Source organism: Novosphingobium sp. (assembly GCF_030699305.1).
Classification (GTDB): Bacteria; Pseudomonadota; Alphaproteobacteria; order Sphingomonadales; family Sphingomonadaceae; genus Novosphingobium.
In genome coordinates, this window is sequence record NZ_JAUYNB010000010.1 from 47,049 (window position 1) to 69,683 (window position 22,635).

A 22,635-nucleotide genomic window follows, 5' to 3' on the forward strand; every position below is an offset into this window, starting at 1 on the left:
ATGGCCCGAATGATCCCCGCCTTCACCGGCGAGTGGCGCGAAGGCTGGCGGATCGTGCTGGGCTGCGCGATGGCGTCCGCCACCGGCGTCGCGCTGCTGTTCTTCACGTTCAGCCTGTTCCTGTTGCCGCTGGCCGATGAACTGAACGTTTCGCGCGGGCAACTGGGCATCGTCCAGGCGCTGATCATCACCGCCGCACTGGGATCGCCAGTGATCGGGCGGATGACCGACATCTATGGCTTTCGCCCGGTCTATTTCACCTGCACGCTGATCGTCGCCACCATTCAGGTGATGACGTCGTTGCTGGGCAGCAGCATCTGGCACATGGCCATCGCAATCGCGCTGATCGGGTTCTTCAGCGTCGGCAGCACTGCCGTCGCGATTACCCGGCCGATCAGCGCGCATTTCCGGATCCACCGCGGCAAGGCGCTGGGGCTGGTTGCGATCGGCGCGGCGATCACCACGATGTTCATGCCGCCGATCCTGCAACAAGTGCTGGACGCCTATAGCTGGCGCGGCGGGTTCATCGCGCTGGCCGCGATTTCGGTCTGTATCGGCATCCCGTCGGTCGCGCTGCTGCTGCCGCGCAATTCCGGGCGCAGCGGCAGCGGCATCGGGGGCAAGTCCCCGCCGCCCGACTGGTCGTTCATGAAGGTGCGCGATTTCTGGTTCATGACCATGTCCAATGTCGTGATGTCGATGGCGACTGCCGGAGCGGTCAGCCAGATGTCGCCAATGATCCAGGAAGAAGGGATCGGCGCGGGCACCGCCGCACTGGCGCTGTCGGTCTATGCCGCCGGGCAGTTTGCCGGACGGCTTGGCGGCGGCTGGCTGCTCGACCGGTTCGATCCGCGCCGGGTCGCCTTCCTGCTGACGCTGGTTCCGGGCACGGGCTTCATCGTCCTGCTGTTGACCACGGGCTTTGCCCCGGCGGCGCTGTTCGCGGCCGCGATGATCGGGCTGCAACAAGGCGCGGAACTCGACATTTTCGCCTATTTCGTCAGCCGCCGGTTCGAGGTTTCGAAGTACGGCACGGTCTATGGCGCGCTGGTCGGGATCGGCTGGATCGGCAACGCGGTGGGCATCATCGGCGTCGGCCTGCTGCACGATGCGACCGGCAGTTACGCGATCTGGCAGGCGATCGGTGCCGGTGCGCTGCTGATCGGTGCCCTGCTGATCCTGCCGGTGCGCCTCCCCGCGCGGGAGGAACCGGCCTGACGGCGGCCCTTGCGCGAGAGGCCCGACCGGCGCAATAGCGCGCGCATGTCCCAGACTGACCCTTCCGCGCCTGATCCCGTCCGCGTCGCCGCGCTGTACCAGTTCACCCCCTTTGCGGGTCCGGCGGACCTGCGCGCGCCCCTGCTGGCGGTGTGCGAGGCGGCGGGCATCAAAGGGACGTTGTTGCTGGCAGGCGAAGGGATCAACGGCACCATCGCCGGGACCGAAACCGGCCTCGCCGCCGTGCTCGACCACATCCGCGCGCTGCCGGGCTGCGCCGCGCTGGAGGTCAAGTTCTCCGCCGCCCCCGCGATGCCGTTCCAGCGAATGAAAGTCCGGCTGAAGCGGGAAATCGTGACGCTGGGGGTGGACGGAATCGACCCGCTCGCCAGCGTCGGCACGTATGTTGCCCCGCACGACTGGAACGCGCTGATTGCCGATCCCGGCACCATCGTGATCGACACCCGCAACGCCTATGAAGTCGCCGCCGGGACTTTCACCAACGCCATTGATCCCGGCACGCGCAGTTTCCGCGAATTTCCGGACTGGTTCCGCGCCAACCGCGAACTCCTGCTGGGCAGCGGCACGCCCCCCAAGGTCGCGATGTTCTGCACCGGCGGCATCCGCTGCGAAAAATCGACCGCGTTCCTGAAAGCGGAAGGCATCGACAGCGTGTTCCACCTGGCTGGCGGCATCCTCAAATACCTCGAAACCATGCCGGCTGAGGACAGCCTGTGGCAGGGCGAATGCTTCGTGTTCGATGAACGCGTCACGGTCGGCCACGGCCTTGCCCCCGGCAGCTATGCGCTGTGCCACGCCTGCAACCAGCCGGTCAGCGCCGAAGATCAGGCCTCGGCGCTCTACGTCCCCGGCGAAAGCTGCCCGGCCTGCGCCGATTAGGCCAGTTGGCGCAAAGGTGGTTTCCCGGTAAGGGGCGCGGATGCTGCGCCTGTCCGGACTGTCCCTGCCGCTCGACCATCCCCCCGAAGCGATTGCGCCCGCGATCTGCGCGCGGCTGGGCATCGAGGGCAATGACCTGCGCGGCTATACCATGTTCAAGCGCGGCAACGACGCCCGCCGCAAGAGCGCGATCCTGCTGGTCTATACCTTCGACCTCGATCTGGCCGACGAAGCCGCCGTGCTGGCCCGTTTCCCCAATGACAAGGACGTGCGCCCAACCCCGGACATGGTCTGGCACCCGCCGGTCCATGCGCCCGAAGGCTGGTCGGGCCAGCGCCCGGTGGTAATCGGCGCGGGGCCGTGCGGGCTGTTCGCGGGGCTGGTGCTGGCGCAGATGGGGTTCCGCCCGATCATCGTCGACCGCGGCAAGGTCGTGCGCCAGCGCACAAAAGATACCTGGGGGCTGTGGCGGCGGTCGGAACTGAACCCCGAATCCAACGTCCAGTTCGGCGAAGGCGGCGCGGGCACGTTTTCCGACGGCAAGCTCTATTGCCGGGTCAAGGACCCGCGCTTTCTGGGCCGCAAGGTGCTGGAGGAATTCGTCAAGGCGGGCGCGCCGGACGACATCCTGTACGAAGCGCACCCGCACATCGGCACGTTCCGGCTGGTGACGATGGTGGAAAGCATGCGCGCCACCATCGAGGAACTGGGCGGTGAATACCGCTGGGAAACCCGCGTCGACGATCTGGTACTGGACCGGCTGCCCGATGGCCGCCAGCAGTTGCGCGGGCTGCAACTGGCCGATGGCAGCTTTCTGGAAACCGATCATGTCGTGATGGCAGTCGGCCATTCGGCGCGCTCCACGTTCGAAATGCTCCACGCGCGCGGCGTGCATATCGAGGCCAAGCCGTTCTCGATCGGCGTGCGGATCGAACACCCGCAAAGCTGGGTGGACGAGGCCCGGTTCGGCAAATGCGCCGGGCATCCGGTGCTGGGCGCGGCGGCTTACAGTCTGGTCCATCACTGTTTGAACGAGCGCACCGTTTACAGCTTTTGCATGTGCCCCGGCGGGCGCGTGGTCGCCGCGACGAGCGAGGAAGGCCGCGTCGTCACCAACGGGATGAGCCAGTATTCCCGCGCCGAATTCAACGCCAATTCGGGCTTCGTCGTGGGGATCGACCCGGCGCGCGATTACCCGGACGGGCCGCTGGCGGGGATCGCGTTTCAGCGCAAATGGGAATCGCTGGCCTATCAGGCGGGCGGCGGCAACTATTTCGCGCCGGGCCAGCGGGTGGAAGATTTCCTCGCCGGTCGCCCCTCGACCGCGCTCGGCAGCGTCACCCCCAGCTACAAGCCCGGCGTGACGCCCACCGATCTGGCCGCCTGCCTGCCCGATTTCGCGGTGGAAGCGATGCGTGAGGCGCTGCCGATCTTCGGCCGCCAGATCGCCCGCTATGACCACCCAGACGTGGTGATGACCGGCGTCGAAACCCGCACGTCATCCCCCATCCGCATCACGCGCGGCAAGGATTTCCAAAGCCTTAACGTCGCGCGGCTGTTCCCGGCGGGCGAAGGCGCGGGCTATGCGGGCGGCATCCTTTCCGCCGCGATTGACGGCATCAAGGTGGGCGAAGCGGTCGCGCAGAGCATCATGGCGCAATGAGCGCCCCCCAATTCGATGCAATCGTGCTGGGCGCGGGCGCGGCCGGGATGATGGCGGCGGCGACCGCAGGCCAGCGCGGCAAGCGGGTGCTGCTGCTCGATCACGCTGACGAGCCGGGCAAGAAGATCCTGATTTCCGGCGGCGGGCGCTGCAATTTCACCAATCTGGGCACCGCGCCGGAGCGTTACCTCTCGGCCAACCCGCACTTCGCCAAGTCCGCGCTGGGCCGCTACACCCCGCAGGATTTTCTGGAACTGGTCGAACGCCACGGCATTGCCTGGCACGAAAAGACGCTGGGCCAGCTGTTCTGCGATGGCTCCGCGCGCCAGATCGTGGCCCTGCTGGTCGAGGAATGCCGCGCGGGCGGGGTGACGATTGCGCTGGGCCAGTCGGTCAGCGCCGTAACGCACGCCGACGGGCAGTTCCGGGTGAGCGCGGGCGGGCGGGACTATACCGCCCCCGCGCTGGTGCTGGCGACCGGCGGCCCGGCCATCCCAAAACTCGGCGCAACCGGGTTTGCCTATGAACTCGCGCGCCAGTTCGGTCTGTCCGTCGTCCAGCCGCGCCCCGCGCTGGTGCCGTTCACGCTGGGCGCGGACGAGGCGCTGTTCCGCGAACTCTCTGGCGTGTCCGCAGAAGTCGTGGTGCGCTGGAACAAGGTCCGCTTCCGCGAAGCCGCGCTGTTCACGCACCGGGGGCTGAGCGGCCCGGCGATGCTGCAAATCTCGTCCTACTGGCAGCACCGCACCGCCATCGGCGTGAACTTCCTGCCCGACGCCGCGCAAGGCTGGCTGACCGAGGTCAAGCGCACCCGCCCCAAGCTGGCGCTGCACAACGCCCTGCCCCTGCCCGACCGGCTGAAAGCCGCCCTGCTGGACCGCGCCGGGATCGGCGGCGAACTGGCGGGCCTGACCGACAAGGCGCTGCGCGGGTTTGAAGCAAAACTGGCCGACTGGCAATTCACGCCCAACGGCACCGAAGGCTTCGCCAAGGCGGAAGTCACCGCAGGCGGCATCTCCACCGCCGACCTCTCATCGCGCACGATGATGGCTAGCAAAGTGCCGGGGCTCTACGCCATTGGCGAGGCCGTGGACGTCACCGGCTGGCTGGGCGGCTACAACTTCCAGTGGGCCTGGGCCAGCGGCTGGGCGGCGGGGCAGGCGGTTTAGCCCGCGCACGCCCCCTCTCCGTTCGCGTAGACAACTACCACGCTCGACGAATGTCAGCTGTCGGGATGTGCCAAATGTTGCCTGAATGACAGCAATGTCGGGGATTGCGGACGTTAGACATCGCGCAGCCACTTTGCCAAATCAGGCTCCATCCAACCCAAATCTTCGCGCAGACCAAAAGTATCGCATTGCTGCTTGAGCGTTTTCGTCGCGAAGTCGTAAGCCATTGCATAGCCTCGGTCGAAGTCCGTCTCACAAGTTAGCCCGTCAAGATGTTCCTTCATTTCTACCACGGTATCGCGCAGCATCAGGGCATGCGGTGAAGGTTCCATGACCCGCAGCGAACTCGCCGCGTAGCGAAGGACATAGGGTTTCTCGCGCGGTTTGCGGATAGGCATCTCAGCACCAAAGAACGCAACGTAGCAGTCAAAGGCGTCGATCTCATCGTCACCCCAACAGTGGACGACCACACCATGTTCGTGCTCACCATCGGTTGGATTTCTTAGGCTTACTATCGTGCCGGGAGCCAAGTAACGGTCGGATGTATTTTCGTCGGTCATTTCCGTTTTTTGGATGACAGCGTCAATGACTGCAATGGAGTCGTGTCCGGAAAGGCCGCTTTGAAGGCAGAGATGGAAAAAGCGGGCCATCTGGAATTACCCACGCGCCTATGTCGGACAGTCTTCACGGCGCTGGCTCGCCTTGATGCGCCGGACGATTCGACGAAATCTTCGTCACCCCGGACTTGATCCGGGGTCCAGCTTCCTTGGTCCGGCGCTGCGCTGACAGGTGCAGCGGGACCCCGGATCAAGTCCGGGGTGACGGGTGCAGGAGAGGATTCCCCTCAATTCACCACGTAATAATCGATCACCACCGAATCCGGCTTGCGAATGCCGCGCGCGACGAAGGCGTGGCGCTGCATCCAGTCGAGCGCGCCGCCGTTAACCTTGAAGTTGGGCGTGGTGCGGAAATAGTAGAGCGAGGGGTCGACCACCTCGCCACGCGCCAGCTTCTCCACCACTTCGACCGAGGCAACGCGCACACCGGGGTTGGTGACTTCGATCACGGTGCCATCGGCGGCTTTCAGGAAATAGCGCGCCTCCACCTTGGTCAGGCCTTCGGGCATGATCGTCTGCCAATCGCCGCCGCCCGCCATGACCGTGCCTTGCAGGCGCGGGCCATAGACTTCGCCGCCGCGAATGCCGATGAAGCGCCGCCGTCCGCCGTCGACCGTGCCAACTTCGATCGGAGGGTCGAGATCGGCGCGGATTGAGAAGACATAAGTCAGCGTCGGGGCGGGTGCCGCCGCCCCTTGCGGCGCTTCTGCCTGCGCTGCCCCGGCAAGGGTGGCGAGGGCCAGAGCGGCGGCGGTGAGCAGGTGTTTCATGGGCGGCGCCTTTCGCTCAGATCGGGAAGTGGCCGGGCTGGGTTTCGACCGTGATCCACCGGGTTTCGGTGAAGCTGTCGATCCCCTGCTTGCCGCCGAACCGGCCATAGCCTGATGCGCCAACCCCGCCGAACGGCATCTGGGCCTCGTCATGCACGGTCGGACCGTTGACGTGGCAAATGCCGGACTGGATCTGCTTGGCGATGGTCAGCCCCTTGGCAATGTCGCGCGTGAACACGGCGGCGGAGAGGCCATACTGGGTGTCGTTCGCCAGTTCGACCGCGTGGGCCGCATCGCGCGCGCGGATCATGGCGACGACCGGGCCGAAGCTTTCATCGCGGTAGAGGTTCATCGCCGCCGTCACGCCATCGACCACGGTGGCGGGCATCAGCACGCTGTCGGCCGGGCCGCCCGCGATGACCTGCGCGCCCTTGGCCGCGGCGTCCGCGATCAGCGCGTTGACGTGAGTGACGGTTTTCTGATCGACCACCGCGCCCAGCGGGGTCGTGCCTTCGCGCGGATCGCCGGTGGCCATGCTGGCGGCCTTGGCGGCGAAACGCTTGGCGAATTCATCCGCCACGGCTTCGACCACGATGATCCGCTCGGTGCTCATGCAGATCTGGCCCTGATTCATGAACGCGCCAAACGCGGCGGCCTTCACCGCTTCGTCCAGATCGGCGTCTTCAAGCACGATCAGCGGGGCCTTGCCGCCCAGTTCCAGCAGGCACGGCTTGAGGTGTTCAGCCGCGCGCTTCGCAATGATCCGGCCAACCCCGGTGCTGCCGGTAAAGTTGATCCGCTTCACCTGCGGCGCATCGATCAGCGCGCCGACCACTTCGGCAGCATCTTCCGGCGCGTTGGTGACGACGTTGACCACGCCTTCGGGGAAGCCCGCCTCGGCAAAGGCCTCGATGATCAGTTCATGGGTGCGCGGGCAGGATTCGCTGGCTTTCAGGATCACGCTGTTGCCGCAGGCCAGCGGCACCGCGATGGCGCGCACGCCCAGGATGATCGGCGCGTTCCACGGCGCAATCCCCAGAATCACGCCGACCGGCTCTTTCAGCGCCATGGCCAGACAGCCCGGCTTGTCGGAGGGTATCACTTCGCCGGTGATCTGCGTGGTCAGCGCGGCGGCTTCGCGCACCATCCCGGCGGCCAGACCCAGGTTGAACAACGCCCACCCCTTGGTCGCGCCGATTTCCCCCATCATCGCCGCGACAAAGGCATCGGCCCGCGCCTCAAGCGCGGCAGCCGCCTTCATCAGCACCGCGCGGCGGGCATTTGGCCCTTGCGCGGCCCAGGCCGGAAATGCAGCGGCGGCGCGGGCGGCGATGGCAGGAATATCAGCGGCCTTCATCGCCGGAGCGGACGAGGCAACTTCACCGGTCAGCGGGTTGAGGCGCGAAAATTCCATGACAGCTCTCCCTTGTTGTTATGAGGCATAACAATGAGGGCTGCTGTCGGCAAGTGTGGTATTTGCTAGAACCTCTCGACCGCGCCCCAATGCGCTGGATAAGGAGTTCGTCAGACACGAGACTCAGCAGCGGCGGGAATCGCAATAATCCCTCAACCTTAGAGGCACTCGTGTCGGATGGCCTCCCACTCGACCCCAGCCGCCTTCAATCTTGCAAACGGGTCAGCGCCGTCATCTTCGAAGCTCCAGCCATCTGGCATGCGAACTTTCAAGCCAAGTTCGAAGTCGATCCTGTAGCGCTCAGCCTTGGAAATCATGACGACCCTCAGGTGCCGCCTCAGCAACATCGACACGGCCCTCAACTCAGCACCACAAGCGAACATTTTTTCGCAATGGTCGCGAATTAGTGCCAACGGCACCACATGCTCACGATACTCTGCACCCGCGACAGAATGACCCGCCAAGATAATGTGATTCGGAATCAAGGGCTCATCCAATAATCGCGAATGTCGCCAGCCTTCTTCCCAAGATTGCTGCAGCACCCAAGCAGCTCGATCGTAAACGCGATTTCGAATTTCATCATGGCTCAGTTGAAGCATTTCAAGAAAGTTCCAATCCAACCACCGCGACGAATATTCCACTCTCTCAAACGTCGAGGTTGGCCACGTTCAGCGCGTTTTCCTGGATGAATTCGCGGCGGGGTTCGACAACGTCGCCCATCAGGCGGGTGAAGATTTCATCCGTAACGTCAGCATCTTCGACCTTCACCTGCAGCAGCGCGCGGTGTTCGGGGTCGAGCGTGGTTTCCCAGAGCTGCTCCGCGTTCATTTCACCCAGCCCCTTGTAGCGGGCGATGGCGAGGCCCTTGCGGCCACCGGCCAGCACCGCGTCGAGCAGTTCGGACGGACGGGTGATCTGGTCCTTGGCTGCCACCGGACGGGCGGCGGGGGGCTCATCGTCGGTGGCTTCTGCGTCCGGCTCAGGCGCTTCCTCCACCGCCGCGGTGGCGCGCACCAGCCGCACCGGGCTGGCATAAACGTCGACGTTTTCGGCGGCGAGACGCGCCAGCTTGCGCGCTTCCGGGCTGACCAGGAAGGCCGCGTCGATCGGATAGGCATCGGTCACGCCGCGCCACAGCCGCTTGACCATCACCGCGCCGTCTTCGGTCAGTTCGGCAGTCCAGCGGGCATCGCGGTCCCCGGCGTCGAGCCAGATCGCCACTTTCGCCAGCGCGGCTTCGCGGCCCGCGCGGTCGATATCGGGATGGAGCACCCCGGCCATCGCCAGCGCCTCGATAATCGCGGGGTCATAGCGGCTGGGCACGAAGCCCATCAGGCTGCGCATCCGCATCGCGTGTTCGACCAGCGCTTCCAGTTCCTTGCCACCGCGCGCGCCGCCGGCGGTTTCCAGCACGCGGCCAGCGAGGCCAGCTTCGACCAGATAGCGATCGAGCGCGGCGTTGTCCTTCAGATAGACTTCGCTGCGGCCCTTGTTGACCTTGTAGAGCGGCGGCTGGGCGATGAACAAATGTCCGCCCCGGATGATTTCCGGCATCTGGCGGTGGAAGAACGTCAGCAGCAGCGTGCGGATATGCGCGCCGTCGACGTCGGCGTCGGTCATGATCACGATCTTGTGATAGCGCAGCTTTGCGAGGTTGAATTCATCGCGGATCCCGGTGCCCATCGCCTGGATCAGCGTACCGACTTCCTTCGATGAAATGATCCGGTCAAACCGGGCGCGCTCCACGTTCAGTATCTTGCCCTTCAAGGGCAGGATCGCCTGATAGTGGCGGTCACGCCCCTGCTTGGCACTGCCGCCAGCCGAATCCCCTTCGACCAGGAACAGTTCACACTTGCTGGGATCGCGTTCCTGGCAATCCGCCAGCTTGCCGGGCAGGCTGGCAATGTCCATCGCGCCCTTGCGGCGGGTGAGTTCACGCGCGCGCCGGGCGGCTTCGCGGGCGGCGGCGGCGTCGATGATCTTGCCGACGACCTGCTTGGCATGGGCGGGGTTTTCTTCCAGCCAGTCGCTCAGCCGGTCAGCCATCAGGCTTTCCAGCGGCTGGCGCACTTCGGACGAGACCAGCTTGTCCTTGGTCTGGCTGGAGAACTTCGGATCGGGCAGCTTGACCGAGACAATCGCGGTCAGCCCTTCGCGCATGTCATCGCCGGTCAGGCTGACCTTTTCCTTCTTCAGAAGGCCGGTCTTTTCGGCATAGTTGTTGAGCGTGCGGGTCAGCGCGGCGCGGAACGCGGCCAGATGCGTGCCGCCATCGCGCTGCGGGATGTTGTTGGTGAAGCACAGGACGTTTTCGTAATACGAATCGTTCCATTCCAGCGCGACGTCGATGCCGATCCCGTCACGCTCGGACGAAATCGCGATCGGATCGGGCAGCAGCGCCACCTTGTTGCGATCCAGATAGCGCACGAACGCGGCAATCCCGCCTTCGTAAAACAGATCATGCTCCTTCGCTTCCTCTCCGCGCAAGTCGCGCAGCAGGATGCGCACGCCGGAGTTGAGGAAGGCGAGCTCGCGGTAGCGATGCTCAAGCTTGTCGAAGTCATAGACGGTGACGTTCTTGAATGTTTCCTCCGAAGCGAGGAACGTCACGCGGGTGCCCTTTTTCGGCACGCCCTTGCCGTTGTCGGGCGCGGGGCCGCGGACGATCAGCGGAGCCACCGCATCGCCGTGGGCAAACTTCATCCAGTGTTCTTCACCGTCGCGCCAGATCGTCAGTTCCAGCCATTCCGACAGCGCGTTGACCACCGAAACGCCCACCCCGTGCAGGCCGCCCGACACCTTGTAGGCGTTGTCTTCGCTGGTGTTTTCAAACTTCCCGCCCGCGTGGAGCTGGGTCATGATCACTTCGGCGGCGGACACGCCCTCTTCGCTGTGGATGCCGGTGGGGATGCCGCGCCCGTTATCCTCGACCGAGACAGAGCCATCGGGGTTGATCTCGATCAGCACCAGATCGCAGTGCCCGGCCAGCGCCTCGTCAATCGCGTTGTCCGACACTTCGAACACCATGTGGTGCAGGCCTGACCCATCGTCGGTATCGCCGATGTACATGCCGGGGCGCTTGCGCACGGCATCAAGGCCCTTGAGGACCTTGATCGAATCCGCGCCATAGGAATTGGTGTTCGGGATGTTTTCGCGTGGTTCAGACATGGCAAGGCTATAGGCAATGCCCCCCCAAATCCCAAGTCAAACCGCCCCGCAGCCGTGTATTTTTCCCCAAGGTTGGGCATTTTCGCCCGATTGCGATACGACCGCCGTCATGCACCGCGATTCCGCCCTGCCCGCTCCCACCCCGGACCAGCTGACCGGCCATGCGCTCTATGGCGAAGGGCTGGACGACGCCGGGCTGGCCGCCTGGTTCGCCAGCGAGGAGCAGGGCTACTTCGAACTGACCGGTGGCGCGCGCGAAAACCCCACCGGCGCGGTCCACCGCTACCATGCACTGCGGCACCTGCCGCTGCGCCGCTATGCCGCCGCGCTGGCACTGGGTGCGGCGGACGGGGGGGAATACGGCGTGTTTGCGGGACAAGTTGACCGCTTCATCGCGGTCGAGCCGGGGCGCGGGTTCTGGCGCGAAACGATCGCGGAAGCCCCGGCCGAATACCGGATGCCGACCATGCGCGGAAAGCTCGACCTGCCGGACGGCGCGTGCGATCTGGCGTGCAGTTTCGGCGTGTTGCACCACATCCCCAACGTGTCCGAAGTGCTGGCCGAACTGGCGCGCGTGCTGACCCCCGGCGCACCGCTGATCCTGCGCGAACCGATTGTCTCGCTGGGCGATTTCCGCGCCCCCCGGCCCGGCCTGACCGCGCACGAACGCGGCATTCCCCGCGCGCTGATGGACCGGATGCTGACTGAGGCCGGGTTCACCATCCGCGCCAGATCGCTCGCAGGCTTTCCGGGCTTGCAGCAGGTCGCCCGGCGGCTGGGGCTGCGCCAGGTGTGGGACAACCGCGCATTCGTGCTGGCAGACGCCTGGCTGTCCCGCCTGATGGCCTGGAATGCGCGCTATTGGCGTCCCCGCCTGTGGGACAAGGCCGCGCCGACGATGGGTTATTGGGTGGCGATTCGCGACCCTCTTCCATCGGCGCGCTAAAGCTGCTCAAACAAGCGCGACCCTTCAGTCCCTGACCCAGAGGTAGCCCGATGCGCATGACCCTCTCTGCCCTGCTGGCCGGAACCCTGATAACCGGAACCCTGCTGGCCGGAACCGCCGCTGCACAAGGCGCCACGCTCCGTCCCGATCAGGTCGAATACCGCGCGCTGTTCAAGGAACTGGTGGAAACCAATACCACGCTGTCAACCGGCAGCTGCACGCTGGCGGCCGAGCGCATGGCCGCGCGGCTCAGGGCGGCGGGTATGCCGGATGACCGGATTACCCTGTTTGCTACACCCGAAAATCCCCGCGAAGGCGGGCTGGTGGCCGTTTACCCCGGCACGTCGAAAGTGCTGAAACCGATTCTGGCAATCGCGCATATCGATGTGGTCGAGGCCAGGCGCGAGGACTGGACCCGCGATCCGTTCAGCCTGATCGAAGAGGATGGCTATCTGTATGGGCGCGGGGTGTCGGACAACAAGGCGATGGCAGCCACGCTGGTCGATACGCTGATCCGCTTTCAGCAAACCGGCTACAAACCGAAACGCACCGTCAAGATCGCACTCACCTGCGGCGAGGAAACCAATGGCGCTTTCAACGGGGTTGAATGGCTGGCGGCCAACCGCCGCGCCCTGATCGACGCCGAATTCGCACTCAACGAAGGCGGCGGCGGATCATCGGACGGCAAGGGCAAGGTCGTCGAGCAGGTGATACAGGTCGGCGAAAAAACGTTTGCCAATTACCGGTTGGAAACGCGCAATCCGGGCGGGCACAGTTCGGTCCCCCGGCCCGACAACGCCATCTACCAGCTGACCCGCGCGCTTGCGAAGCTGGAAGCCCATGAGTTTCCGATCGAGTTTACCGACACGACGCAAACCTATTTCCGCGAGGCAGGCGCAGGCCGCAAGGATGCGATCGGGACAGCGATGGTGGCGCTGGCCGCCAATCCTGCGGACAAGTCCGCAGCGGCGATCGTCAACGCCGACCCGTTCCTGCATTCGAACCTGCGCACAACCTGCGTGGCGACCATGCTGGACGGCGGCCATGCCCGCAACGCACTGGCGCAGCGGGCCGGCGCTTACGTCAACTGCCGGATCTTTCCCGGACACTCGGTCGAAGCGATCCGGGCCGAACTGGGGCGCATCATCGGCGATCCGGACGTAGCCATCACCGCGCTGCCGCCGCTGCGCCCGACACCGCCCGCGCCGCCGCTTGACCCGCGCGTGATGGAACCGGCCCGCAAGCTGGTGGCCCGTTACTTCCCGGGCGTTCCGCTCGTGCCGGCGATGGCCAATGGCTACACCGACGCCACGTTCCTCGGCGCTGTCGGAATCCCGACTTACGGGGTTCCCGGTGCCTGGGGTGATCCAGATGGCAACGGCGTTCACGGCCTGAACGAGCGGATTGAGGCGCGCTCGCTTTATGTTGGCCGCGATTTTCTGTTCGACCTGATCAAGGCTTATGCCGGGCAATGATCTGGCTGTCACAACCGAGGGGAATTTCATGAGATTGCTTGCCGCCGCACTGCTGGGTGCCACCGTATTGGGAGGCGCCGCGCAGGCGCAATCCGCCGATCCGCCGATCCGCCCCGATCAGGCCGAATTCCGCGGGCTTTACAAGGAACTGGTGGAAACCAACACGACCCTGTCGGCGGGCAACTGCACGCTGGCGGCAGAACGCATGGCGGCCCGCCTGAAAGCGGCGGGGATGCGCGATGACCAGCTGAAAGTGCTGTTCACCAGCGATCATCCCAAGGAAGGCAGCCTGGTGGCGACCTATCCCGGCACGTCGAAGAAGCTGAAGCCGATGCTGCTGCTGGCGCATATCGACGTGGTCGAGGCCAACCGGGCCGACTGGACCCGCGATCCGTTCACCCTGATCGAGGAGAACGGCTATTTCTATGCACGCGGGGCGGCGGACGACAAATCACAGGCCGCGATCTGGACCGATACGCTCGTCCGCTTTGCCAAGTCTGGCTACAAGCCCAAGCGCACGATCAAGATGGCGCTGACCTGCGGTGAGGAAACCAGCGGCGCGTTCAACGGCGCGGAATGGCTGGCCAACAACCAGCGCGACCTGATCGACGCGGCGTTTGCGCTGAACGAAGGTGGCGGCGGACGGTCCGACGGCAAGGGCAAGCTGCTGGTCCAGACCATCCAGATCGGCGAAAAGGCCTATCAGGACTTTACCCTGACCACGACCAACCCCGGCGGCCATTCCAGCCAGCCAGTGCCTGATAACGCGATCTATGTGATGGCCGATGCCATCGCGAAAATCCGCGACTATCGCTTCCCGGTGGAATTCAACGACACCACCCGCGCGTTCTTCACCAAGGCCGGGGCGCAGCGCGGCGGTGAAACGGGCGCGGCGATGCAGGCGCTGGTTGCCAACCCGGCCGACAGCGCCGCCGAAGCCATCGTGAACAAGGACAAGATGCTCCATTCGATGCTGCGCACCACCTGCGTCGCCACGCTGGTCGATGGCGGCCATGCGCTGAACGCGCTGCCGCAGACGGTGACCGCCAACGTCAATTGCAGGATGTTCCCCGGCCGCACGGCGGAAGAAACCCAGGCCGCGCTGGAGCGCGAGATCGGCAATCCGAAGGTCACGGTCGAACAGCGCGTGAAGGGCAAGCCGATTGCCAAGGCGCCGCCGATGGACCCGGCGATCATCGGGCCGATGGAACAGCTGGTCGCCAAGCACTTCCCCGGCGTGCCGGTGATTCCGAACATGGCAACGGGCGCAACCGATGCGCTTTATCTCGCTGCCGTCGGCATCCCGACTTACGGCGTGCCCGGTGCGTGGGGCGATCCCGACGGCAATGGCGCGCATGGCCTGAATGAACGGATCGGGGTGAAGTCGCTCTATGCCGGGCGCGATTACCTGTTCGATCTGGTCAAGGTTCTGTCGAGCAAATAGCCTGGCCGGCACCATAACGGGCAAAGGCCGCCGCGCCGGTTGGGGCGCGGCGGCCTTTGCTGTTTGGGAGTGCTGCTACTCCGACGCTCAGGCGAGCGTGGCGGAAAACATCAGGCCGCTGAAACCAGCAGCAGCGATGAACGGCAGCACTGCGACGATAAGATTGCGCATCGTGTGCCTCCTTGGTTGGTGTAGCGAAGCGTTGTTCGCACTTGCAACATAAGTATTATGGTAGAGATTGCCAGTGCAAAGGCCGTCACACTTGTTGCATATTTTGCAACCACCGCCGTAATCGTCGGGAAAGGGTTCTGATCTGCAATTCATCGTTGCAGGCACCGGCCAAGCCGCGCCATGACAAGGCAAATAACAATCCTGAAGAGGCCAGCCGCGCAATGACCAGCAACCCCGCCGCCCAACTTGATGCCGAATTCGGCTCCTTCCCCGGCCTGATCGCCGCCTGGGGTGAATACCGCGGCGATGCCGATGCCCTGTTCGACGGCAGCACCCGGCTGTCGTGGCGCGAAACAGCGGACCGCGTGGAACGGATTGCCGCCCGCCTGCAGGCGGACGGGCTGGAGCGCGGACAAGCCGTCGCCATCCTGGGCACGACCACGGTCAACTATGCGCTGCTCTACCTCGCCGCGATCCGCGCGGGTGGCTGCGCCGCGCCGCTGACCACCAGCGCCAGCCCCGACCAGCTGGCCGGCATGGTGAGCGATTCGGGTGCGATCCATTTGTTCATCGACCGCGCCAAGCTGACCGAACTGGGCGATTTCAAGCTGCCGGTCGCCCACCAGATCGTGCTGGACGAGGATCTGGACAACTTCATGGCCCCCGCTGGCACCAAGGCCGCGCCGTTCGAGCCAGCCGAGCAAGACCCGCTCAACATCATCTACTCCTCTGGCACGACCGGGGTTCCCAAGGGGATCGTGCACAGCCACGGCATGCGCTGGCGGCAGATGACGTTCCGCGCGGCGCTGAATTACGGGCAAGACAGCCGCACGCTCACCTCCACCCCGCTCTATTCCAACACCACCATGGCCGTATTCCTGCCGACGCTCTATTCGGGCGGATACGTATCACTGATGGGCAAGTTCGATACCGAAGGCTGGCTGAACCGCGCGCAGGATGAACGGATCACCCACACCATGCTGGTGCCGGTGCAATACCGCCGCCTGATGCAGTTCGAACGCTTCGACGCGTACGACCTGTCTTCCATGCGGATGAAGTATTGCACCTCCGCCCCGTTCCCCGCCGATCTCAAGGCAGAAGTGCTGGCGCGGATGCCCGGCGGACTGATCGAGATCTATGGCATGACCGAAGGCGGGGTGGCGTGTATCTTCCCGATCCACGAACACCCCGACAAGCTGCACACCGTGGGCAAGCCCGCCCCCGGCCACTTCCTGAAAGTGCTGGACGAAGACGGCCACGAAGTTGCCCCCGGCGTCGCAGGCGAACTGGTCGGCAAATCGCCCACGATGATGCTCGGCTACAAGAACCAGCCCGAAATGACCCGCGAAGGGTACTGGGCCGATCCGGCTGACGGCAGCACCTGGCAGCGGATGGGTGATGTCGGGCGGGTGGACGAAGAGGGGTTCGTCGAACTGGTCGGGCGGACCAAGGACGTGATCATCTCTGGCGGGTTCAACATCTTCCCGATCGACCTGGAAACGGAACTGGCCAAGGACGACCGCGTGGTCGAAGCCGCCGTCGTGGGCATCCCCTCTGACCAGTGGGGTGAAACTCCGGTCGGCTTCGTGGTGCTGAAGCCCGGCACCGGCGACGACAGCCTTGAGGATATCCGCGCCATCACCAACAGCCGCCTTGGCAAGACGCAGCGCGTCTCCGCGCTCCATGCCATTGCCGAAATGCCGCGCAGCCACATTGGCAAGCTGCTGAAAACAGACCTGCGCGAGATCGCGATCGCCCAATAGGCTGTTCGGGACCGCTTGACGGTGGTTGTGGCAGGGGTTGAGGCCCGTTGGTGCCGCTTGGGCAGGCCTTGGTGCGGGAAACCGCCGCGCCTGCCCTTGCCACCGCGCGGCGGCGTCTTTATCGGCCAGACATGACCATCCAGCCATCCGATTCCATCCTCATTGTCGATTTCGGCAGCCAGGTAACCCAGCTGATCGCCCGCCGCGTCCGCGAAGCGGGGGTCTATTCCGAAATCGCCCCCTTTACCCAGGCCGCCGCCGCGTTCGCGCGGATGCAGCCGAAGGGGATCATCCTGTCCGGCTCGCCCGCCTCGGTGCTCGATGCCGAAGGGCCGCGTATTCCGCAGGAAATCCTCGATTCAGGGCTGCCGATGCTGGGCATCTGTTACGGCCAGCAGGCGCTGATGCATCAGCTGGGCGGCGAAGTGCTGCAAGGTGACGCGGGTGAGTTTGGCCGTTCTTTCATCGAAGTTTCAGATGGTTGCGCCCTGTTCGACGGTCTGTGGGCCGCAGGCGAAAAGCACCAGGTCTGGATGAGCCACGGCGACAAGGTCACCCATCTGGCCCCCGGTTTCCGCCCGGTCGCCGCCAGCCCCGGCGCGCCGTTCGCCGTGATCGCCAACGATGAAAAACGCATCTACGCGATGCAGTTCCACCCCGAAGTGGTCCACACCCCCGATGGCGGCAAGCTGCTCAAGAACTTCGTGCGCCACGTCTGCGGCCTGACCGGTGACTGGACGATGGCGGAGTTCCGCAAGACCAAGATCGCCGAAATCCGTGCGCAAGTGGGTGATGGCAAGGTGATCTGCGGCCTGTCCGGCGGGGTCGATTCGGCCGTGGCCGCCGTGCTGATCCACGAAGCCATCGGCGATCAGCTGACCTGCGTGTTCGTCGATCACGGCCTGATGCGCATGGGTGAAGCCGATCAGGTCGTCAGCCTGTTCCGCGGCCATTACAACATCCCGTTGATCCACAAGGACGTATCCGCGCTGTTCCTGGGCGGGCTGGCCGGAGTGACCGACCCCGAAGCCAAGCGCAAGTTCATCGGCAAGACCTTCATCGACGTGTTCGAGGCCGAGGCCAAGCAGGTCGGCGGCGCCGAATTCCTGGCACAGGGCACGCTCTATCCGGACGTGATCGAAAGCGTCTCGTTTACCGGTGGGCCGTCGGTCACGATCAAGAGCCACCACAACGTCGGCGGCCTGCCCGAACGGATGAACATGCAGCTGGTCGAACCCTTGCGCGAACTGTTCAAGGACGAAGTGCGCGAGCTGGGCCGGGAACTGGGCCTGCCCGACGTGTTCGTCGGCCGCCATCCCTTCCCCGGACCGGGCCTGGCGATCCGCATCCCCGGCGAAGTCACGCGCGAACGCTGCGATGTGCTGCGCAAGGCCGATGCAATCTACCTTGAAGAAATCCGCAACGCGGGCCTTTATGACGCAATCTGGCAGGCTTTCGCCGTGTTGCTGCCGGTCAAGACCGTGGGCGTGATGGGGGACGGGCGGACTTACGATAACGTCTGCGCGCTGCGGGCCGTGACCAGCACCGACGGGATGACGGCGGACATCTATCCGTTCGACGCCGCCTTCCTCAGCCGCTGCGCCACCCGCATCATCAACGAGGTGAAGGGCATCAACCGGGTGGTCTATGACTATACCTCCAAGCCCCCCGGCACGATCGAATGGGAATGACCCCAAGCCCAGCCCCACCCCCGGACCTGTAATAAAATCAGGCTTTACCGCCGGTTCAATCGGGCGCAGCCTTTCCATTCGTTGCAACGACAACGTTCGGAGGGGAAGATGAATCAGACCAATCGGTTGCTCGCTGAGACTTTCGGCACGTTCTGGCTGGTGTTCGGAGGGTGCGGAAGCGCCGTTCTCGCCGCCGGTTTTCCGGGGCTGGGGATCGGCTTTCTGGGGGTCAGTCTGGCCTTTGGCCTGTCAGTTGTCACGATGGCCTATGCCGTAGGGCACGTATCGGGCGGGCATTTCAACCCCGCTGTGACGCTGGGGCTCTGGGCTGGTGGACGCTTCCCCGCCCGCGACATCCTGCCTTATGTTCTGGCGCAAGTGGTCGGTGCGATCATCGCGGCTTTCACACTCTACTTCATTGCCAGCGGCAAGGCCGGGTGGGACGTGGCGGCAACCGGACTGGCCAGCAACGGGGTCGAAGGCCATTCACCGGGCGGTTACAGCCTGATTGCCGGGTTCCTGATCGAAGTGATCCTGACGGGCCTGTTTCTGTTCATTATCATGGGGGCGACGCACCCCAATGCGCCCGCCGGGATGGCGCCGGTGGCCATCGGTCTGGCGCTGACGCTGATCCACCTCATTTCGATCCCGGTCACCAACACCTCGGTTAATCCGGCCCGCAGCACGGGTCCTGCGCTGGTTGAGGGCGGGATTGCCCTGCAACAGCTGTGGGTGTTCTGGCTGGCCCCGCTGATCGGCGGAGCGCTGGGCGGCTGGATTTACAAGACCGTGATCGCCGACAGCGAGTGACACTGTCCATGACTTCCCCGGTCAGTGGCCGGGGAAGTCCATCAGGGCACTGACCCGGACATCCAGGGCGCGCAGACGCTCTGCCCCGCCCAGATCGGGCAGATCGATCGCGAACAGCGCCTGATCGACTTGCGCTCCGGCGCTGCGCAACAACCTGACCGCAGCGGTGGCGGTCCCGCCGGTGGCGATCAGATCGTCGATGATGATGACCCGCTGTCCGGTGTGGATCGCGCTGGGATCGACCTCCAGCGTGTCGGTCCCGTATTCCAGCGCATAGTCGATCGAGAGCACTGGCACGGGCAGCTTGCCGGGCTTGCGGACCGGCAGGAACGGCAAGGCCAGACTGGCGGCAACCGCCGCGCCAAAGATGAAGCCGCGCGCCTCCATCCCGGCAATCGCCTCAGCTTTCGCGGCCAGCGTTTGGTCGGCCAGCAGGTCGATGGTTGCAGCGAAGCCAGCCCCATCGGCAATCAGCGTGGTGATGTCACGGAACAGGATGCCCGGCTTGGGGAAGTCGGGGACCGTGCGGATCAGCGCTTTAAGGTCGGCAGGGGTCATCAGGATGCTCTCGCACAAATGAGAAACGCCCCCTGCACCGGGGTGCAAGGGGCGTTTATCGGTCCACCATCGGGGCGGGAACGGCCTTAGTGGCCCTTCTTTTCCGCCCAGATGTTGCGGTATGCCATGTAGGCCAGCACGGTCGTGAAGAGCAGGAAGCCCATCCACCACAGGCCGGTCTGACGGCGCTTTTCCAGTTCCGGTTCGGCAGTCCAGACGAGGAACGCCGATACGTCCGCCGACATCTGGTCAACCGTCGCCTTGGTGCCATCGCCGTAAGTCACCTGGCCTTCGCTGGTGATCGGAGCAGGCATCGACAGGTTCAGGGTCGGGAAGTAGCGGTTGTAATACAGCCCATCCGGAGTCTTGGCGTCGGGGAAGGCCTTGATCAGTTCAGCCGGCTGTTCGGAATATCCGATCAACAGCGAATGGATATAGGCCGCCCCGCCGTGACGCGATTTGGTGATCAGCGACAGATCTGGCGGAACGCCCTTGCCGGCATAGACCACCGGCGGGAACTTGTCGGCAGCCATGCCCGGCCGATCCTTGAACTCACCGGTCAGCGGGTCCTGCGCGTTGACCGTGTAGCTGGCGGCGATCGCCTTCACTTCGGCTTCGTTGTAGCCCAGCGCCGAAAGGTCGCGGAACGCAACGTGCTTCAACGAGTGACACGCGGCGCAGACTTCCTTGTAAACCTGGAAGCCGCGCTGCAGCTGTTGCCGATCGAACTTGCCGAACACGCCGTCACTGGCCAGCGCCAGCTTTTCCGGGTGTTCATAGAACGTGGCTTCGACGGTCTTGGCCGGGGGTTCCGTCACGTAGCTGTAGGCACCGGTCAACACGGCCAGCAGCAACGCAAGCGAGAAGAACGCGCCGACGAGGATGGAGAAGATGCGGATCATGGGTCTCTCTTGTCCCTCGCTGGAGTTCAGGCCTTGGCGCCGAGCGCCGACTGCCCATCATGGCCGAGCACGCTTTCCGTGATCGAGAAGGGCAGCGGATCGGGCCGCTCGATCGAGGAAACGATCGGCACAATCACAAAGAAGTGGAGGAAGTAGTACAACGAGGCGATCTGGCTGATCATCACGAACGGCTCCTCGGCGGGAGCGCCGCCGCAGTAAGCCAGGACCGCGACGTCCAGCACGAGCACCCAGAAGAACTTCCGGTAAAGCGGGCGGAACTTGGCCGAACGGACCGGCGACTTGTCGAGCCAGGGGAGGAAGAACCACACCAGGATCGCGCTGAACATGGCGAGCACGCCCATCAGCTTCGCCGGAACGATCAGGAAGTCGACCGTGAAGGCGCGCAGGATCGCGTAGAACGGCCAGAAATACCATTCCGGAACGATGTGCGCCGGAGTCTGCATCGGGTTGGCCGGAATGTAGTTGTCCGGGTGGCCCAGCGCGTTCGGCATGAAGAACACGAACGCGCTGTAGATCAGCATGAACAGACCAACCGTCCAGCCATCCTTGGCCGTGTAATACGGGTGGAACGAAACGGTATCGCTCTTGGTCTTCACTTCGACGCCGGTCGGGTTGGTCGAACCGTTGATGTGCAGCGCCCAGATGTGGAGGATCACCACGCCCAGGATCACGAACGGCAGCAGGAAGTGCAGCGAGAAGAAGCGGTTGAGCGCGGCGTTGTCCGGCGCAAATCCGCCCAGCAGCCATTCGCGCAGCGGATCGCCAACCAGCGGGATCGCACTGAACAGGCCGGTGATGACCTGTGCGCCCCAGAAGCTCATCTGGCCCCACGGCAACACGTAACCAAGGAAGGCGGTGGCCATCATCAGCAGGAAGATCACGACGCCCAGCAGCCACACCATTTCGCGCGGTGCCTTGTACGAACCGTAATAGAAGCCGCGGAAAATGTGCGCATAGATCACGATGAAAAAGGCCGAGGCACCGTTGGCATGGCCATAGCGCAGCATCCAGCCCCAGTTGACGTCGCGCATGATGTGCTCGGTCGAATCGAACGCCACCAGCGTGTTCGGCGCGTAATGCATCGCCAGCACCACGCCGCTGATGATCTGGATCATCAGGCACAGCCCGGCCAGGATGCCGAAGTTATACATGTAGTTGAGGTTGCGCGGAACCTCATACCCACTGCCGACCGCATTGTAGACAAGGCGGGGAAGCGGCAGCTTTTCATCCATCCACTGCATCAGCGGGTGGCTCGGCTTGTATTCGTTTGCCCAGGGGAAGCTCATGATGGTCTACCTCAGCCGATCTTCACGACGGTGTCGGACAGGAATGTGTATTCCGGAACCTGCAGGTTCAGCGGCGCGGGGCCTTTGCGGATGCGGGCGGCAACATCATAGTGCGAGCCGTGGCACGGGCAGAAATAGCCGCCATACTCACCCTTCACTTCGCCGTCGGCCACACCGGACGGCACGCAGCCGAGGTGGGTGCAAACGCCCATCGTGATCAGCCAGTTTTCGTGGCCTTCCTGCGTGCGTTCCGCCAGCGTCTGCGGATCGCGCAGGGACGCCACGTCAACCTTGTCCGCTTCGGCGATTTCCGCCGGGGTCAGGTTGCGGATGAACACCGGCTGTTTGCGGAAGATCGACTTGATTGCCTGACCCGGCTCGATCGCGCTGATATCAACTTCGGTCGAGCTTAGCGCCAGCACGTCTTTCGATGCCGACATCTGGCTGATCAGCGGGTAGAGCGTGGCGAGACCGCCGACACCCGCCGCGCTGACCGCAGCGATATTGATGAAATCGCGCCGACGGACCCCTGCCTCGACAGCGAGGGTCGGAGTGTCGATGCCAGCATCTTCTGCCATGGTCGAACGTATCCTGCTTCTGCTGGTTTCCCCGGCAACGCACCTTGCGCACCTGAAAAACCTTCCCAAAT

The 22,635-nt window shown here is 64.4% G+C and carries 19 protein-coding genes; 10 read left to right on the forward strand and 9 right to left on the reverse strand.

The window, feature by feature from the left end; all coding sequences use genetic code 11:
• Genes Q8Q53_RS02960 through Q8Q53_RS02975 form a run of 4 tightly spaced genes read left to right on the forward strand, consistent with a single transcriptional unit; the run spans position 1 to position 4,950 of the window.
• Entirely contained in the window at positions 1-1,218 is a 1,218-nt protein-coding gene (locus Q8Q53_RS02960) for an MFS transporter (protein ID WP_305700262.1), read from the forward strand.
• Between the two features lie 45 nt (positions 1,219-1,263).
• Positions 1,264-2,118 (forward strand): rhodanese-related sulfurtransferase, encoded by an 855-nt coding sequence (locus tag Q8Q53_RS02965; RefSeq protein ID WP_305700263.1) that lies wholly within the window; start codon positions 1,264-1,266, stop codon positions 2,116-2,118.
• Between the two features lie 40 nt (positions 2,119-2,158).
• Positions 2,159-3,781 carry an NAD(P)/FAD-dependent oxidoreductase gene (locus Q8Q53_RS02970; RefSeq protein WP_305700264.1) on the forward strand — a complete coding sequence of 541 codons (1,623 nt, stop codon included), beginning with the start codon at positions 2,159-2,161 and terminating at the stop codon, positions 3,779-3,781.
• On the forward strand, positions 3,778-4,950 hold the full coding sequence (locus Q8Q53_RS02975; protein ID WP_305700265.1) for an NAD(P)/FAD-dependent oxidoreductase: 1,173 nt from the start codon (positions 3,778-3,780) through the stop codon (positions 4,948-4,950). Before Q8Q53_RS02970 ends, Q8Q53_RS02975 begins: the two co-directional genes overlap by 4 nt.
• A 113-nt stretch (positions 4,951-5,063) precedes the next feature.
• Here Q8Q53_RS02975 and Q8Q53_RS02980 read toward each other — a convergent pair whose 3' ends face one another.
• The 5 genes from Q8Q53_RS02980 to gyrB form a co-directional block, all read right to left on the reverse strand.
• Positions 5,064-5,510 carry a hypothetical protein gene (locus Q8Q53_RS02980; RefSeq protein ID WP_305700266.1) on the reverse strand — a complete coding sequence of 149 codons (447 nt, stop codon included), beginning with the start codon at positions 5,508-5,510 and terminating at the stop codon, positions 5,064-5,066.
• 284 nt (positions 5,511-5,794) lie between these two features.
• Complete coding sequence (locus Q8Q53_RS02985) at positions 5,795-6,337, reverse strand: DUF3237 domain-containing protein (RefSeq protein WP_305700267.1); 543 nt, start codon at positions 6,335-6,337, stop codon at positions 5,795-5,797.
• A gap of 16 nt (positions 6,338-6,353) precedes the next feature.
• A complete protein-coding gene (locus tag Q8Q53_RS02990) occupies positions 6,354-7,751 on the reverse strand; it encodes an aldehyde dehydrogenase (protein WP_305700268.1) in 1,398 nt (465 codons plus the stop codon).
• A 158-nt stretch (positions 7,752-7,909) separates the two neighbouring features.
• Entirely contained in the window at positions 7,910-8,350 is a 441-nt protein-coding gene (locus Q8Q53_RS02995) for a hypothetical protein (protein ID WP_305700269.1), read from the reverse strand.
• A gap of 46 nt (positions 8,351-8,396) precedes the next feature.
• Positions 8,397-10,919 carry a DNA topoisomerase (ATP-hydrolyzing) subunit B gene (gyrB, locus tag Q8Q53_RS03000; protein ID WP_305700270.1) on the reverse strand — a complete coding sequence of 841 codons (2,523 nt, stop codon included), beginning with the start codon at positions 10,917-10,919 and terminating at the stop codon, positions 8,397-8,399.
• Positions 10,920-11,028: 109 nt separating this feature from the next.
• Between gyrB and Q8Q53_RS03005 the strand changes: the two genes are divergently transcribed.
• From Q8Q53_RS03005 to aqpZ, 6 genes are all read left to right on the forward strand, one after another.
• Positions 11,029-11,865 (forward strand): class I SAM-dependent methyltransferase, encoded by an 837-nt coding sequence (locus Q8Q53_RS03005; protein ID WP_305700271.1) that lies wholly within the window; start codon positions 11,029-11,031, stop codon positions 11,863-11,865.
• A 50-nt stretch (positions 11,866-11,915) separates the two neighbouring features.
• Positions 11,916-13,340: a M20/M25/M40 family metallo-hydrolase gene (locus Q8Q53_RS03010; RefSeq protein WP_305700272.1), complete on the forward strand. Its 1,425-nt coding sequence runs from the start codon at positions 11,916-11,918 to the stop codon at positions 13,338-13,340.
• 28 nt (positions 13,341-13,368) lie between these two features.
• Positions 13,369-14,784, forward strand: a complete 1,416-nt coding sequence (locus tag Q8Q53_RS03015; RefSeq protein WP_305700273.1) for a M20/M25/M40 family metallo-hydrolase — start codon at positions 13,369-13,371, stop codon at positions 14,782-14,784.
• Between the two features lie 392 nt (positions 14,785-15,176).
• Complete coding sequence (locus Q8Q53_RS03020; protein WP_305700274.1) at positions 15,177-16,718, forward strand: class I adenylate-forming enzyme family protein; 1,542 nt, start codon at positions 15,177-15,179, stop codon at positions 16,716-16,718.
• A gap of 131 nt (positions 16,719-16,849) precedes the next feature.
• A complete protein-coding gene (gene guaA, locus Q8Q53_RS03025; RefSeq protein ID WP_305700275.1) occupies positions 16,850-18,409 on the forward strand; it encodes a glutamine-hydrolyzing GMP synthase in 1,560 nt (519 codons plus the stop codon).
• A gap of 108 nt (positions 18,410-18,517) precedes the next feature.
• Positions 18,518-19,219, forward strand: a complete 702-nt coding sequence (aqpZ, locus tag Q8Q53_RS03030) for an aquaporin Z (protein ID WP_305700276.1) — start codon at positions 18,518-18,520, stop codon at positions 19,217-19,219.
• A gap of 21 nt (positions 19,220-19,240) precedes the next feature.
• Here the strand turns inward: aqpZ and Q8Q53_RS03035 are convergent, their stop codons facing one another.
• The 4 genes from Q8Q53_RS03035 to petA form a co-directional block, all read right to left on the reverse strand.
• Positions 19,241-19,777, reverse strand: coding sequence for an adenine phosphoribosyltransferase (locus Q8Q53_RS03035; protein WP_305700277.1), 537 nt, complete (start codon positions 19,775-19,777; stop codon positions 19,241-19,243).
• An 86-nt stretch (positions 19,778-19,863) separates the two neighbouring features.
• Positions 19,864-20,679, reverse strand: a complete 816-nt coding sequence (locus tag Q8Q53_RS03040) for a cytochrome c1 (RefSeq protein WP_305700278.1) — start codon at positions 20,677-20,679, stop codon at positions 19,864-19,866.
• Between the two features lie 26 nt (positions 20,680-20,705).
• Complete coding sequence (locus Q8Q53_RS03045; RefSeq protein ID WP_305700279.1) at positions 20,706-21,986, reverse strand: cytochrome b/b6; 1,281 nt, start codon at positions 21,984-21,986, stop codon at positions 20,706-20,708.
• 11 nt (positions 21,987-21,997) lie between these two features.
• Entirely contained in the window at positions 21,998-22,564 is a 567-nt protein-coding gene (gene petA / locus Q8Q53_RS03050) for a ubiquinol-cytochrome c reductase iron-sulfur subunit (RefSeq protein WP_305700280.1), read from the reverse strand.
• Positions 22,565-22,635: the final 71 nt, after the last annotated feature.

Coding starts and splice junctions, on each gene's coding strand:
- Q8Q53_RS02985 (WP_305700267.1), bottom strand. CDS start 6,337: ATGAAACACCTGCTCACCGCCGCCGCTCTGGCCCTCGCCACCCTTGCC.
- Q8Q53_RS02990 (WP_305700268.1), bottom strand. CDS start 7,751: ATGGAATTTTCGCGCCTCAACCCGCTGACCGGTGAAGTTGCCTCGTCC.
- Q8Q53_RS02995 (WP_305700269.1), bottom strand. CDS start 8,350: ATGCTTCAACTGAGCCATGATGAAATTCGAAATCGCGTTTACGATCGA.
- Q8Q53_RS02965 (WP_305700263.1), top strand. CDS start 1,264: ATGTCCCAGACTGACCCTTCCGCGCCTGATCCCGTCCGCGTCGCCGCG.
- Q8Q53_RS03005 (WP_305700271.1), top strand. CDS start 11,029: ATGCACCGCGATTCCGCCCTGCCCGCTCCCACCCCGGACCAGCTGACC.
- Q8Q53_RS03045 (WP_305700279.1), bottom strand. CDS start 21,986: ATGAGCTTCCCCTGGGCAAACGAATACAAGCCGAGCCACCCGCTGATG.
- Q8Q53_RS03035 (WP_305700277.1), bottom strand. CDS start 19,777: ATGACCCCTGCCGACCTTAAAGCGCTGATCCGCACGGTCCCCGACTTC.
- gyrB (WP_305700270.1), bottom strand. CDS start 10,919: ATGTCTGAACCACGCGAAAACATCCCGAACACCAATTCCTATGGCGCG.
- Q8Q53_RS03040 (WP_305700278.1), bottom strand. CDS start 20,679: ATGATCCGCATCTTCTCCATCCTCGTCGGCGCGTTCTTCTCGCTTGCG.
- Q8Q53_RS02960 (WP_305700262.1), top strand. CDS start 1: ATGGCCCGAATGATCCCCGCCTTCACCGGCGAGTGGCGCGAAGGCTGG.
- Q8Q53_RS03020 (WP_305700274.1), top strand. CDS start 15,177: ATGACCAGCAACCCCGCCGCCCAACTTGATGCCGAATTCGGCTCCTTC.
- guaA (WP_305700275.1), top strand. CDS start 16,850: ATGACCATCCAGCCATCCGATTCCATCCTCATTGTCGATTTCGGCAGC.
- Q8Q53_RS02970 (WP_305700264.1), top strand. CDS start 2,159: ATGCTGCGCCTGTCCGGACTGTCCCTGCCGCTCGACCATCCCCCCGAA.
- Q8Q53_RS03015 (WP_305700273.1), top strand. CDS start 13,369: ATGAGATTGCTTGCCGCCGCACTGCTGGGTGCCACCGTATTGGGAGGC.
- petA (WP_305700280.1), bottom strand. CDS start 22,564: ATGGCAGAAGATGCTGGCATCGACACTCCGACCCTCGCTGTCGAGGCA.
- Q8Q53_RS02980 (WP_305700266.1), bottom strand. CDS start 5,510: ATGACCGACGAAAATACATCCGACCGTTACTTGGCTCCCGGCACGATA.
- aqpZ (WP_305700276.1), top strand. CDS start 18,518: ATGAATCAGACCAATCGGTTGCTCGCTGAGACTTTCGGCACGTTCTGG.
- Q8Q53_RS02975 (WP_305700265.1), top strand. CDS start 3,778: ATGAGCGCCCCCCAATTCGATGCAATCGTGCTGGGCGCGGGCGCGGCC.
- Q8Q53_RS03010 (WP_305700272.1), top strand. CDS start 11,916: ATGCGCATGACCCTCTCTGCCCTGCTGGCCGGAACCCTGATAACCGGA.